This is a genomic window from Mesorhizobium sp. P2_E6, from assembly GCF_056403835.1.
This window is the reverse complement of the sequence record NZ_JBFUEQ010000001.1, coordinates 236,799-249,842: the sequence shown is the minus strand read 5'-3', so window position 1 is coordinate 249,842 and position 13,044 is coordinate 236,799. Positions and strand designations below refer to the sequence as shown.

16 protein-coding genes are annotated in these 13,044 nt (G+C 63.2%); 11 read left to right on the top strand and 5 right to left on the bottom strand.

All coding sequences use genetic code 11. From position 1 onward, the window contains the following. Positions 1–35: 35 nt before the first annotated feature. Both AC1D08_RS01180 and AC1D08_RS01175 read left to right on the top strand, forming a co-directional pair. Positions 36–236 (top strand): hypothetical protein, encoded by a 201-nt coding sequence (locus AC1D08_RS01180; RefSeq protein ID WP_095083471.1) that lies wholly within the window; start codon positions 36–38, stop codon positions 234–236. Next, positions 233–1,672: a GMC oxidoreductase gene (locus tag AC1D08_RS01175; protein ID WP_457151636.1), complete on the top strand. Its 1,440-nt coding sequence runs from the start codon at positions 233–235 to the stop codon at positions 1,670–1,672. Before AC1D08_RS01180 ends, AC1D08_RS01175 begins: the two co-directional genes overlap by 4 nt. A 52-nt stretch (positions 1,673–1,724) precedes the next feature. Here AC1D08_RS01175 and AC1D08_RS01170 read toward each other — a convergent pair whose 3' ends face one another. After that, positions 1,725–1,892 (bottom strand): hypothetical protein, encoded by a 168-nt coding sequence (locus AC1D08_RS01170; RefSeq protein ID WP_184872957.1) that lies wholly within the window; start codon positions 1,890–1,892, stop codon positions 1,725–1,727. A 95-nt stretch (positions 1,893–1,987) separates the two neighbouring features. On the opposite strand from AC1D08_RS01170, the gene AC1D08_RS01165 reads away from it, so the two are divergent. Beyond that, on the top strand, positions 1,988–2,485 hold the full coding sequence (locus AC1D08_RS01165) for a MarR family winged helix-turn-helix transcriptional regulator (protein WP_457151637.1): 498 nt from the start codon (positions 1,988–1,990) through the stop codon (positions 2,483–2,485). Between the two features lie 48 nt (positions 2,486–2,533). On the opposite strand, the gene AC1D08_RS01160 is transcribed toward AC1D08_RS01165, so the two are convergent. Then, on the bottom strand, positions 2,534–3,166 hold the full coding sequence (locus tag AC1D08_RS01160; RefSeq protein WP_379105054.1) for a TetR/AcrR family transcriptional regulator: 633 nt from the start codon (positions 3,164–3,166) through the stop codon (positions 2,534–2,536). Between the two features lie 103 nt (positions 3,167–3,269). Between AC1D08_RS01160 and AC1D08_RS01155 the strand changes: the two genes are divergently transcribed. Then, positions 3,270–3,674, top strand: a complete 405-nt coding sequence (locus tag AC1D08_RS01155) for a VOC family protein (protein ID WP_477422425.1) — start codon at positions 3,270–3,272, stop codon at positions 3,672–3,674. Positions 3,675–3,782: 108 nt separating this feature from the next. On the opposite strand, the gene phhA is transcribed toward AC1D08_RS01155, so the two are convergent. Next, the gene (phhA, locus tag AC1D08_RS01150; RefSeq protein ID WP_457151638.1) at positions 3,783–4,619 is read right to left on the bottom strand and encodes a phenylalanine 4-monooxygenase; all 837 of its coding nucleotides are present in this window, start codon (positions 4,617–4,619) and stop codon (positions 3,783–3,785) included. 139 nt (positions 4,620–4,758) lie between these two features. On the opposite strand from phhA, the gene AC1D08_RS01145 reads away from it, so the two are divergent. From AC1D08_RS01145 to AC1D08_RS01135, 3 genes are all read left to right on the top strand, one after another. After that, the gene (locus AC1D08_RS01145) at positions 4,759–5,235 is read left to right on the top strand and encodes an Lrp/AsnC family transcriptional regulator (RefSeq protein WP_457151639.1); all 477 of its coding nucleotides are present in this window, start codon (positions 4,759–4,761) and stop codon (positions 5,233–5,235) included. Between the two features lie 114 nt (positions 5,236–5,349). After that, positions 5,350–6,897, top strand: coding sequence for a magnesium-protoporphyrin IX monomethyl ester anaerobic oxidative cyclase (gene bchE, locus AC1D08_RS01140; protein WP_477422423.1), 1,548 nt, complete (start codon positions 5,350–5,352; stop codon positions 6,895–6,897). Between the two features lie 218 nt (positions 6,898–7,115). Beyond that, the gene (locus AC1D08_RS01135; RefSeq protein WP_457151641.1) at positions 7,116–7,514 is read left to right on the top strand and encodes a RidA family protein; all 399 of its coding nucleotides are present in this window, start codon (positions 7,116–7,118) and stop codon (positions 7,512–7,514) included. Positions 7,515–7,547: 33 nt separating this feature from the next. Here the strand turns inward: AC1D08_RS01135 and argB are convergent, their stop codons facing one another. Together argB and AC1D08_RS01125 are read right to left on the bottom strand one after the other, a co-directional pair. Then, positions 7,548–8,441, bottom strand: a complete 894-nt coding sequence (argB, locus tag AC1D08_RS01130) for an acetylglutamate kinase (RefSeq protein WP_112559011.1) — start codon at positions 8,439–8,441, stop codon at positions 7,548–7,550. A gap of 182 nt (positions 8,442–8,623) precedes the next feature. Further along, on the bottom strand, positions 8,624–10,120 hold the full coding sequence (locus AC1D08_RS01125) for an amidase (protein WP_477422421.1): 1,497 nt from the start codon (positions 10,118–10,120) through the stop codon (positions 8,624–8,626). Between the two features lie 152 nt (positions 10,121–10,272). Between AC1D08_RS01125 and AC1D08_RS01120 the strand changes: the two genes are divergently transcribed. From AC1D08_RS01120 to msrB, 4 genes are all read left to right on the top strand, one after another. Continuing rightward, positions 10,273–10,812 carry a sigma-70 family RNA polymerase sigma factor gene (locus tag AC1D08_RS01120; protein ID WP_457151643.1) on the top strand — a complete coding sequence of 180 codons (540 nt, stop codon included), beginning with the start codon at positions 10,273–10,275 and terminating at the stop codon, positions 10,810–10,812. Next, positions 10,809–11,537, top strand: a complete 729-nt coding sequence (locus AC1D08_RS01115) for an anti-sigma factor (protein ID WP_457151648.1) — start codon at positions 10,809–10,811, stop codon at positions 11,535–11,537. Before AC1D08_RS01120 ends, AC1D08_RS01115 begins: the two co-directional genes overlap by 4 nt. A 214-nt stretch (positions 11,538–11,751) precedes the next feature. Next, positions 11,752–12,309, top strand: a complete 558-nt coding sequence (locus tag AC1D08_RS01110) for a fasciclin domain-containing protein (protein WP_457151644.1) — start codon at positions 11,752–11,754, stop codon at positions 12,307–12,309. Between the two features lie 231 nt (positions 12,310–12,540). Further along, positions 12,541–13,044, top strand: coding sequence for a peptide-methionine (R)-S-oxide reductase MsrB (gene msrB / locus AC1D08_RS01105; protein ID WP_457151645.1), 504 nt, complete (start codon positions 12,541–12,543; stop codon positions 13,042–13,044).

Here is a 13,044-nt window from a genome sequence, read left to right as displayed (position 1 = left end):
ATGCGCCGTCGAAGCCCCCACCCGAGAGACCAGCCATGAGTTTCTTCATCAAGAAAATATCCCGCCGCACGATCGTGCAGGCGTTGATCGCACTGCCTGCCCTGTCCCTGTTCCGCACGCTGCCTGACGCCGATGCCTCGCATGCTGATCCAAACCGAGCCGACCCGACACGGGCCGATCTGAACGAGATCGTCGAGATCAATGGCTGGATCCTGAAGCGGAGCGATCTGGCATGATCTTCGACAGCTACGATGCGTTTCGCGCCGCGAATTTCCCCGCCAAGGTCTGCATCCTCGGCTCCGGCCCGGCCGGCACCACCATTGCCCGCAAGCTTGGCGCCGCCGGCATTCCGGTCGTGGTGCTGGAGGCCGGCTCGCGTGAATTCAGCGACGAGTCGCAGGATTTCTACCGTGGCACGACGGTCGGCGATTTCTACTTCGATCTCGACGTCACCCGGCTGCGGTTCATGGGCGGCAGTTCGAACCACTGGGCGGGCTGGTGCCGCGTGCTCGACAAACAGGATTTCGAGCCTAAGGCTTGGGCGCCCGACACGGGTTGGCCGATTCGCCGCGCCGACATCGAACCCTATCTGCCGGAAGTGCACGATATCCTCGAACTTCCCGGTTTCCGGCCGGACGTGCCGGTCTCCGACGACATTCGCTGGGTGCAGCTGATCAAGAGCCCGGCGGTGCGCTTCGGCGAGAAATTCGCCGACGAGCTCGACAAGAGCGGGAACATCGCGGTCGTGCTCAACACCTACGCCACTGAACTTGCCGGCGACGGCAAACGCGTGACGGGCGCCAGGCTGTGGTCCAACGGGCAGGATGCCGGCGCCTTCAGCGCGGACTATTTCATCGTCTGCACCGGCGGACTGGAGAATTCGCGCCTGCTTCTGTGGTCGAACCAGCGCTCGAACGGCGGCGTCGTGCCGAATGCGACGGCGCTTGGCCGCTACTGGATGGAGCATCCGACCTTCGAGGGCGGCAATGCCATCCTGGCCGACTATGGCGAGTTCGAGGTCGATGCCGTCAACGAGGTCTTCTTCTCGCCGACGCTTGCCGCCATGGAGCGGCTACAGATCATGAATTTCGGCATCAGGCTGATCGAGACGCCGTATCCGGGCGTCAAGAGCCTGATCGCCGACCTCGCCTGCACGGCGCCAGACATGGCCGAATGGATGTCTGCCAAGCTCAGCCAGAATCTGCGATGCGCGGCCCAGCTCTATGTCGCCTGGGAACAGGCGCCGCTGGCCTCCAACCGGATCGAACTGTCGACGACCGATGTCGACCATGCCGGCGTGCCGCGCATCGAGCTGCACTGGAAGAAATCGGAGCTGGAACACCGCACCCTTCTCGAAGGGCTTAGGCTGTTCGGCACGACGCTGATCGAGAAGAATCTCGGCCGGGTGCGCATTGCCGACTGGATCACCAATGGCGGCGACTACCCGACCAACGACGAGACGGCGGGCCATCATCATATGGGTGGCACGCGGATGGGCACCGACGTCACCAAGAGCGTTGTCGACGCCAACTGCAAGGTGCACGGCATGGACAATCTCTATGTCGGCGGCTCCTCGGTGTTCTGCACGTCGGGCGAATGCAATCCGACGACGACGATCACCGCGCTGGCCTGCCGGCTGGGTGACCATCTTGCCAAGGTGGTCGCCGTCTGACGGTTCCATGAGTCGGCGCCAGTTGATGGCGCCGGCTGATGTTCGGCATATCTCAGAAGCCGTAGACCGCGATGCGCACCAGAACCGCGGCAGCGGCCAGCGCCACGAGCAAAATGCCAAGGCCGATGGGGGACCCCCATCCGTACCATTCCATGGCCAGCTTGGCATATTTGAACTCTTCCTCATGCGAGAGGGGCGTACGCTGTTGAATCAAGCTCATTTTTTCACTCCATGATGGCGGCCGGCTCTTGCCTTGTGGGCGCTGCAACCGCATATTGTTGAGATAGTCTAAATGTTAGACAGATTGATAGTTAGATGATCGAAATAAATTCGTCAAGCGAGAATCGGACCGAAATGACGACGGCCATCGGCCTTGCCATCATGCAATGGCAGGACGCGACGCAGGCCTATGACGAGGCGGTGGGGCTGAGGCTGGGGCTGAACATGGCCGAACGCCATTGCATCGGCCTGCTCCATGGCGGCCCGCAATCGGCCGGCGCGATCGCCACCGCAACCGGGCTGACGCCGGCCGCCGTGACAGCGCTGATCGACCGGCTGGAGGCGCGCGGGCTGCTGACGCGCACGCGCAGTCTCGAGGACAGGCGCAAGGTGGTGATCGAGGCGACCGAGGCCACGCGGGACCTGTCGGCGCGCTACTACGGCACTATTGCGCGGGAAGGCGAAAAGGTCATCGCGACCTTCAGCGACGCTGAGCTCACCACAATATCGCGCTTCGTCAACGCCGCCCTCGACCTGCAGCGCGCCCAGCTGGCGCGGCTAAAGGCCGAGGGGTCGGACAACCCTGGGCGATAGGGTGCGATGTGTTTGGCGGCGTTACTGCGATGTCGGCAGGCAACGGGACTATTTCGGCTGGACCCCATAGGCGACAAGAAACGCCCCCACTGAGGCATCCGCGTGCCGTTCCAGTTCGGCCTTGGAGCGCCGGTTGCTTCCCGTGAACATGGCTTCATTCATGGGGATCCAAAGAAGCATCCCAAAAAAGTGGCTGGCTGCCAGATAGGGGTCACTGGTCTGTATCAGCCCTCGACTGGTGAGCTTTTGAAAGCAGGAAGCCATTGAGCCAAGCATGCGCTCGAAGCCCTTTTCGTACCAACTGCGGCCAAGCTGCGGCATTCGATCCGCATTGGCGATGATCAAGCGCCGCAGCTTCAACAACTCTTCATCCATGAGCGTCGTTATCAAACATCGAGCAAGCTGCTGCAGGCCACCTTCCATGAATTTCGCCTCGGAAAGCAGCGTCGTCACGGACTCGATGACATCGTTGGCCTGGGTAGCGGTTGCAAGAACGACTTCGCCGAACAGCGTCTCCTTGTCGGTGAAATGCTTGTAGACGGTCTGCTTGGAGGCCCCCGCCCTGGTGGCGATTTCCTCCATGCTGGTCCCGTCATAGCCCTTGCCGATGAACGCCGCCGTGGCCGCCTGGATGATCTCACGATCCTTGCGTGCCGATCTCGTCTCACCGTCGATTTTCATGGTGACCTCCTGACCAGTACTAGACGGTACCGTTCCCGCATGATAGTCGTGAAAACGGTACTGGACTGACTAGTACCTGTCAACGAAGGCAAGGCTTAGACCGATGACCAAGATGATCTTCATAAATCTGCCGGTGCGCGATCTGCAGGCAGCGACCAAGTTTTATCTCGCGATCGGCGGCACACTAAATCCGCAGTTCTCGAACGACCAGGCCAGTTCGATCATGTTCTCCAACTCGATTGGGGTGATGCTGCTGACGCACCAGCACTATGGCCAGTTCACAACGCGTCAGATCGGCGACGCCAGGCGTGACAGCCAGATGCTGATCGCACTCACCGCCGGCAGCAAGGACGAGGTCAATGCCACAATCGAGAAGGGCGTGGCGGCAGGCGGCCGCGCCGATCCCAACCCTGCGCAGGACCTCGGCTTCATGTTCAACCGCCACATCGAGGACCCCGACGGCAACGTCTGGGAGTTCCTGTGGATGAACCCCGCGGCCATGCAATAGCCAGCGGGATCAAAGCGTCCAAAGCGCGTCGCGTCGACACGGATTCATGCGACGCGCTTTGTGTTTCATGCAAGTCGTTCCCGGCCGAAACAATTCTCCCGGATTTGTTTAGACCGTCGCCGGGTCGAGCGCCGGCTGGCCCTTGCGGCGCGCGACGATCGCCTCGAAATCGGCAGTCTGGAAGGCATCGCGCAAGGCGTCGAACGACGGGAGCACGAAATAGGCGCGCTGGAATTTGTCGATCTCGTAGCCGGTGCGCATCACCGTTTCGAGGTCGAACGGCACGTGGTGGGCGTCCTTGCCGTCGACGGCGAACTGCAACTCGGTGAACGACGACATCAGGCCGGCCCCAAAGGCCTTCAGCTGCTGGCCGTTCTCCTGCATCAGGCCATATTCGGCCGTGTACCAGTAGAGCCGGGTGATCATCTCGTCGCCGCCCAGCGCAATGATGTCGCCGGCCTTGCGGCCATACATCTGCATGAAGTCGGCAAACACCGGCTGCGACAGCACTGGTACGTGGCCGAAGAAATCATGGAACATGTCCGGCTCGACGATGTAGTCGAGCTCCTGCCTGGTCCGCAGCCAGTTGGTGACAGGGAAGCGGCGATTGGCGAGATGGTCGAAGAAAGGTGCGGCGGGAATGAGACCCGGCACGGCGACGATCTCCCAGCCGGTCAGCTTGCGCAGCTTGGCGCTGACGTCCTCGAAATCGGGGATGCGGTCGAGCAGGCCGAGCTTCTCGACGCCGTCGAGATAGGAGTGGTGGGCGAGCTTCCGCGTCAGCTTGGTCTGGCGGTCGCACAGCGTGCGCCACACCGCCTGCTCCTCTGTGCTGTAATCGTAACCCTGCGCTACTGTGAAATCGGCACGGCAGACCGAATAGTCGCCGCGCAACCCTTGCGCCGCACAGTCGCGGGCATATTCGGCAACGCTCATCGTCGTCATGGTTCTTCTCCCTGCAAGTCATGAATGGCGGACGTGCCGAAAGGATAACCGGATCTGCCGAGGCAAATCGGTTTTGATGATGGCTCGAGCGCGATATTCGGGATAGCATTCACTCCAGAAACGCTTTCATGGAGTGAAAATGCCTCAATTCGATGATTTCGAGATCAGGATGCTCGAGGTCCTGCAGCGCGACGGGCGCAAGCCGGTGTCCGAGCTGGCGCAAGAGATCGGGCTGTCGACGACCCCATGCGCACGACGTTTCGAGGCGCTGCAGGAGGCCGGTATCATCAAGGGTTTTGCCGCGGTGATCAGCCGCCGCGCGGTCGGCCTGATGGTCGAGGTGTTCATCCAGGTGCGCCTTGTCAGCCACAGCGACGGCTCGCCCGAAAGCTTCATCGCCGCCGTGCAGCGCATGGACGAGGTATCGTCATGCTGGACGATGACCGGCGACCACGATTTCCTGCTGCACGTCATGGTGCCGTCGGTCGACGAGCTCAATGCTTTCGTCATGCACCGGCTGATGCGGCTCGACGGTGTGCGCGACGTCCACACCCAGCTGGTGCTGCAGAACATCAAGGGCCCCGGCCACGTGCCGCTCGGCCACCTCAGGCGGTAATGGTGCCTGCCCTGCCCATCCCTGCGGAAAAGCTGCACGCAAACTGCTGAAACAGGCCAATCGGGCGTCCATATCGCCGGCCAACATCCGTGGACCAACTGCCGGAGGTCCGCCATGAAAATCGTCCTGATCAATCCACCGCACACCGCCATCGGCAGCCGCGTGCCGGACGATCACCTGCCACCGCTCGGCCTGTTGGCGCTCGGCGGCCCGCTGATCGATGCCGGCCATGAGGTGCGCCTCGTCGACGCCGAGTTCGGGTCGATGCCGCTCGACATGGTGGTGCGCAATGCCCTGGACGATGACCCCGATTTCGTCCTGATCGGCCATTCCGGCTCGACCTCGGCGCACCCGACCGCCTTGCTGATAGCCGGCATGATCAAGCAGCGCGAGCCGGCGACCATCATCATCTATGGCGGCGTGTTTCCGACCTACCACTGGGGCGACATCCTGGCTGAAACGGACGTCTTCGACTTCATCGTGCGCGGCGAGGGCGAGGCGACTGTGGTGGCGTTGGTCGAGGCGCTGGAAATGCACCAGCCGCCTGCAAGCGTGGCGGGCATCGCCTTTCGCGACGATCTGCGCCGTCCCTTCGCCACGCAGCCGGCAATGACCATCGCCGATCTCGACGCCTACCGTGTCGGCTGGGAGTTGATCGACCATATCAGCTACAGCTATTGGGGCGGCAAGCGTGCCGTGGTCATGCAGTTTTCGCGCGGCTGCCCGCATCTGTGCAATTATTGCGGCCAGCGCGGCTTCTGGACCCGCTGGCGGCATCGCGATCCGGTGAAATTCGCCAAGGAGATTGCCTGGCTGCACCGCGAGCACGGTGTCGAGCTGATCAACCTTGCCGACGAGAACCCGACCGTATCGAAGAAGGCCTGGCGCGCTTTTCTCGACGCCATGATCGCCGAGAACGTGCCGGTGCTGATCGTCGGCTCGACCCGTGCCGACGACATCGTACGCGATGCCGACATCCTGCATCTCTACCGCAAGGCGGGCGTCATCCGCTGGCTGCTCGGCATGGAAAACACCGACGAACAGACGCTTGCATTGATCCGCAAGGGCGGCAGCACCTCATCCGACCGCGAGGCGATAAGGCTGCTGCGCCTCAACGGCATCCTGTCGATGGCGACCTGGGTGGCCGGCTTCGAGGATGAAGGCTTTCGCGACCTGTGGCGCGGCTTTCGCCAGCTCATCGCCTACGATCCCGACCAAATCCAGGCGCTTTATGTCACGCCGCATCGCTGGACACCGTTCTTCAGGATCGCGCGGGACCGCAAGGTAATCCAGAAAGATGCCCGCCTGTGGGACTACAAACACCAGGTGCTGCAGATGACGCGGCTGAAGCCGTGGATGCTGTTTTTCAGCGTCAAGCTGATCGAACTGGCGGTGCAATCGCGGCCGAAGGCGCTGGCGCGCATCCTGTTCCACAAGGACCCCGAGCAGCGGCATTCGATGCGCTGGTACACGCAGATGGGGCGCCGCGTCTGGTTCCGTGAGGTCTGGGGATTTCTGGTCCGTGACGGCCGGGTGAAAGACGGCCCGACGCTTGCCGAGTTCTGGGGTGCGCCGCAGGACGCCGAGGAGCAATCGATGACCGTTCGACATCAGGCGCGCAAACCGGCTTTGCCTGGGATCGGGGTCTCACCGAACGCCTGACCGCTCGTCTCTTGGATTAATATACGCAGCGTATGCGTATTGACATACGCAGCGTATGCACCCACATCAACATACGGGACGTATGTCAATAGCCGTCCCGCGCAGTGGAGCGCAGCGATCCAGGAACCCGAAGCCTTGCGAACGACCCTCGCCCTGCCGGCGAAGCCAATTCGCGACGCCCGGAGGTCGGGGCTGCCTTGTTTGAAATGGAGTGAACTATGACCAAACGCGACGCGATCTTCCCAGCCGGCCGGCAGGCTCTCTACGAGATCAACCGTTACTCGGCGGCGATCCGCTCGGGCGACTTCCTGTTCGTCTCTGGCCAGGTCGGCAGTCGCGAGGATGGGTCGGCCGAGCCGATCTTCGAAAGGCAGGTCCAGCTGGCTTTCGACAACCTCGCCGCGGTGCTGAAGGCCGCCGGCTGCACGTTCGACGACATCGTCGACGTGACCACCTTCCACACAGATCCGGCCACGCAATGGGCAGCGATCGACGCCGTTCGCCTGAAGGCGTTCGGCGAACCGCCCTACCCGAACTGGACCGCGGTGGGCGTGAACTGGCTGGCGGGCTTCGATTTCGAAATCAAGGTCATCGCGCGCCTTCCGCAGCCCGCCTGATCGATTGGCGGCAGCGGAAGACCAAAGGGCGGCTCAGGGCACGATCAGCGTGCCGGCGCCGTGTTCGGTGAACAGCTCAAGCAGCACCGAATGCGGCGTCTTGCCGTTGAGGATAACGACGCCTTCGACGCCGCGCTCGATCGCCTCGATGCAGGTTTCGACCTTGGGGATCATGCCGCCCGAGACCGTGCCGTCCTTGATCAGCGCCTTGGCCTCGGCCACGGTCAGTTCGTCGATCAGCTTCTTGTTCTTGTCGAGCACGCCGGGCACGTCGGTGAGGAACAGCAGGCGCGTTGCCTGGCAGGCGCCGGCAATGGCGCCGGCGAAGGTGTCGGCGTTGATGTTGTAGGTGTGGCCGTCGCGGCCGGGCGCCACCGGCGCCAGCACCGGGATCATTTCGGAGCGCGCCAGAAGGTCGAGCAAGGTACGGTCGACCTCGACCGGCTCGCCGACGAAGCCCAGATCGAGCACGCGTTCGATGTTGGAGTCCGGATCGATCATCGTCTTGCGCGCCTTTTCGGCGAAGACCATGTTGCCGTCTTTGCCGCACAGGCCGATCGCCCATTCGCCCTCGGCGTTGATCAACGCCACGATCTCCTTGTTGATCGAGCCGGCCAGCACCATCTCGACGATCTCGACCGTCTTCTGGTCGGTGACGCGCAGGCCGCCCTCGAACTTGGATTCGATGCCCATCTTGGCCAGCATGGCGCCGATCTGCGGGCCGCCGCCATGGACGACGATCGGGTTGACGCCCGATTGCTTCAACAGCGCGATGTCGCGCGCGAAAGCCTTGCCGAGCTCGATATCGCCCATGGCGTGGCCGCCATATTTCACCACGACCGTCTTGTGCTCGTAGCGCTGCATGTAAGGCAGCGCCCGCGAAAGCAGGGCGGCCTGCATTTCGGCGGTGGCGGTGATTTCCGTCATCGGCGTGGTTCCTGGCTTTTGGTTTTGTGCATGTCGTCGTCCCAAAACTGCTGGGCACTCTTGGGCGACATGCACTTGGTTTATGCATGATGCATCAGGTAAGGACGGCGGCGTCTTAGCGGGAATTGGGGCCAGCCGCAAATGGCTTTGCTGTCATATTCGAGCGCCTCACGACGTCGTCATCATGACGGCACGCTCAGCGGCGCCCTGCGGCCCAACCAACCCGAGATCTTCTCCATCTGCGCGGCAAGCGACAGCAGTGTCTCCTCGTCGCCCGGCCGGCCCACCGCCTGGATGCCGAGCGGCAGGCCGGCATCGGTGACATGGACCGGCAGCGCGATCGACGGCTGGCCGCTGACATTCTGGATCGCCGGCCAATGGGTGAACCCGAGGCTCTTGTCCATCAGCTGGCCGAGCAATGGCTTCAGTTTCAGCAAGGCGGTGAGATGAAGCTTGTCGAGCAGGTTCTCGATGAGTTCGTCAGCGCCTTTCGGGTCCATGGCGCCGCAGGCGAGCGGCGGGTGGGCGATGATCGGCATCAGCACCGCATCATATCGCGCTGTCTCCGCGATCAGCTGTCGCGAGGTCGCATGCAGCCGCTGCAGGCCGGCATAGATCTCGCCGGCCGACACCAATTCACCGAAGCGGGCGAGGATGCGCGTCGCGCGCTCGATGTCGCCCAGAACGGAACGGCCGACACGCAGCGCCTCGGCCCGCATCGTGCCGGCGACGGCAGAGGCCACGCCGGTGGCAAAATCGGCGAAGAAATCGCGCCCGATAAAGGGCAGATCGATATCCGCGACCGTATGGCCGCCCTCGCGGGCCAGCGCCACCGCCACGTCGAGCGCGACAAGCGTCTCGGCCGAGACCGGCAGGCCGAGCGGCGACTTGCGGTACACGGCCAGCCTGAGCTTGCCGGGATCGCGCGCGGCAGCTGCAACGAAGCTGCCCTTGGGCGACGGCGCCGCATAGGGCGTCAAAAGATCTGGACCGTGGGTGAGGTCGAGCAGCAGCGCGCAGTCGCGCACCGAGCGGGTGAGCGCATGGTCGACGACCATGCCGTACCAGCTCTCGCTCACCAGCGGCGTCAGCGGTATGCGGCCGCGCGACGTCTTCAGGCCGACAAGCCCGGTGCAGGCGGCAGGCACCCGGATCGAGCCGCCGCCATCCGAGGCATGCGCCACCGGCACGACGCCGGCAGCGACCAGCGCCGCCGCACCCCCGGATGAGCCGCCGCTGGTATGGCCGGTGTTCCAGGGATTGCGGGTGATGCCGAAGGCCTTGGATTCGGTCATCAGCCGAAGCCCGTATTCCGGCGACGTCGACGTGACGATCGGAATGAGGCCGGCGGCGAGGTAGCGATCGGTCAGCACCGAATTGACATCCGCCCGCCATGCCGGAATACGGCTGCCGCCATGCGTCGCGACGCCCTTGATGGCGATGCCGAGATCCTTGATGGCAAAGGGAATGCCGGCCAGCGGCAGCGAGCGGTCGACGGTCTTCGCCTGGGCCCGCGCGGCATCATAAAGCGGCTCCGCCGTGGCATTGATATCGGGACGGGTGGCCTCGGCGCGGGCGATCGCCGCTTCGGTCAGCTCGATTGGTGAGACCTCGCCCTTGCGAACCAGGTCGGCAAGGCCGGTTGCATCTTGGGCCCACAATGTATGTTCAACCGACATGCGCGTTTTCCTCACAGTGGGAAGACAAGCTAGCCAGTGGCGATTTCATTGGCAATCGACGGGCAGATCCGGGCCGGCAATGCGGCAAAGTCTGGCGTGCACAAGGCGATTTCCGTCGTTGCAAATACGTTTCAATCCCCTAACTTGCCTGCATGACGCCGCAGGACATCACCAAGCTGATCGTCCGGACTTCGATGAAGGATCGGGCTGCGTTCGATCTGCTCTACCGGCAGACCAGTGCGAAACTTTTCGGCGTCTGCCTTCGTGTATTGAACGACCGGGGAGATGCCGAAGAAGCCCTGCAGGAAGTCTTCGTCAAGATCTGGACGAAGGCGGACCGTTTTGCCGTCTCAGACTTGAGCCCGATCTCCTGGCTGGTGGCGATCGCGCGCAACCACGCGATCGATCGCGTCAGAGCGCGACGCAAGCCCGGCCTCGATATCGATGCCGCGCTCGACGTGGCCGATCCGACGCCAGGGCCTGAAGCGATGGTGGTGGCGGGCGGTGAATCCGAACGCATCCATCATTGTCTCGACGAGTTGGAAAAGGACCGAGCGGCGGCCGTCCGTGGCGCCTATCTCAAGGGCGAGAGCTATGCCGAACTGGCGGAGAGGCATGGCGTACCGTTGAACACGATGCGTACCTGGCTGCGCCGCAGCCTGTTGAAACTCAGAGAATGTCTGGAAAGATGACGCTGGCGGAAGACAACGGACCGGAACGTGGAGGCGACGACCTGCTCGCCGCCGAATACGTTCTCGGCGTGCTGCCGGCGGAGGAGCGGCAGATCGCGTCCAGGCGCATCGATGCGGAGACCGAGTTCGCCCGTCTTGTCGACAGCTGGGAGGTCTCGTTCTCGCCGCTGGCCGCCGCCTACCCGGAAATCGAGCCGCCGGCTTCGGTCAAGGCTGCGATCGATCGCCGCCTGTTCACGTCCACCGCGGCCGTGACCACGCCCACCGAATCGCGCGGCGGGCTGTGGTCCAGCCTGGCCTTCTGGCGCGGCCTCGCTGCTGCGGCGGTCGCCGCTTTGGCGATCTACATCGCCGTGCCCACCCTCAACCCGCCGGTCGAGCAGCCGCAGGCGCGCCTCGTCGCCTCGCTGGCCGCCGAAGGCAGCGATGTCAAATATCTCGCCGTCTATGACGCCGCGCATCACGAGGTCGGCCTGTCGCATGTCTCCGGCGAGCGTGCCGCCGGCAAGGACTTCGAGCTGTGGATGATCGAGGGCAAGAACCCGCCGGTCTCGATGGGCGTCATCCCGACCGGCGCCACTGCGCATATTGTCGTCTCGCCGGCTGCCCAGCAGAAGCTCGCCCAGGGCGCGGTGCTCGCCGTCAGCCTCGAGCCGGCAGGCGGTTCGCCGACCGGCCAGCCGACCGGACCGGTGGTCGCGGCGGGCGATCTGAAGAGCATCTGACCGGCTTTATCGCTGACATAGAAGACTTTCAGTCTATTTTTCGCATATGACGTCTAACCGCGCCAGTGAGTGGACAAAACGTATTGTGTGAAAATCACCCTGCGGTGCAAATAAAAATAAAAAATCCCGATGTTTCTGAAACTCCCGCATTTGTATCCCGTATCTCCTCGCGTCCCCAAAGATGGGAAGAGAAAAACCCGAGGAGTTTGACATCATGCGTAAATACGCCACCCTTTTGCTTGCCAGCGCGATCGCTGTTTCGGCTCTTGCCACTGCGGCCTATGCCGAAAACCCGATGGTTGGCGGCGCTGCCATGTTTGCCAGCAAGACCATCGTCGACAACGCCGTCAATTCGAAGGACCACACGACGCTGGTCGCCGCGGTCAAGGCGGCCGGCCTTGTCGACACGCTGCAAGGCGCTGGTCCGTTCACGGTGTTCGCGCCGACCAACGACGCCTTTGCCGCGCTGCCGGCCGGCACGGTCGAAATGCTGCTCAAGCCCGAGAACAAGGACAAGCTCACCAAGATCCTGACCTGCCATGTCATCGGCGCCAAGGCGATGGGGGCGGACGTCGCCGCGATGGCCAAAGCCGATGGCGGCACCCACAAGGTCAAGACGGTTGGCGGCTGCGAACTGTCGCTTAAGGCCGACGGCGGCAAGGTCACCGTGACCGACGAGAACGGCAACGTCGCCAATGTGACGATCGCCGATGTCGAACAGTCCAATGGCGTCATCCACGTCATCGACAAGGTTCTGCTCCCCAAAATGTAAAAAGGGGGGCGAAGATGTAACAAGGGGCCTGCTGCCGACGAAATTGCAGCAAGGGCTCTCCGTCGATTGCATGGTCTCGCTCCCGTGACCCGCAACCGGCCCGCGCACTCCGCGCCGCCCACGTTCAGATGTGGAACGGCGCGGAGTGTTCGTTCGAGGGCCACCGTCACCGGCTTTTGATTTCCGCCTGGCGGTATAGTTTGGCAAAAGAGACGACAGGAGGAACTGGTCATGAACCGTCGCGACTTTCTTTTGAGCGGTGCCGCCGCCATCGGCGTCGCCGGGGCTGCCGCAACGATGCTGCGCATGGGCAAATCACAGCCCGCACAGGCTGCCGAAACCTTCGAGGTCACCAAGACCGATGCCGAGTGGAAAGCCATCCTGTCGCCGGCCGCCTTCGACGTGCTGCGCAAGGAAGGCACGGAATATCCCGGCACCAGCCCGCTGCTCAACGAACACCGCAAGGGCATCTTTGCCTGTGCCGGCTGCGACCTGCCGGTCTATCCGTCCGAGACGAAATTCGATTCCGGCACCGGCTGGCCAAGCTTCTGGCAGGAGATTCCCAAGGCCATCGGCACGACCGTTGACAGGTCGCTCGGCATGACCCGCACCGAGGCACATTGCCACCGCTGCGGCGGCCATCTCGGCCACGTCTTCGATGACGGCCCGGCGCCGACGGGCCTGCGCCACTGCATCAACGGCGTGGCGCTGACCTTCAAGCCCGCCACGGCCTGA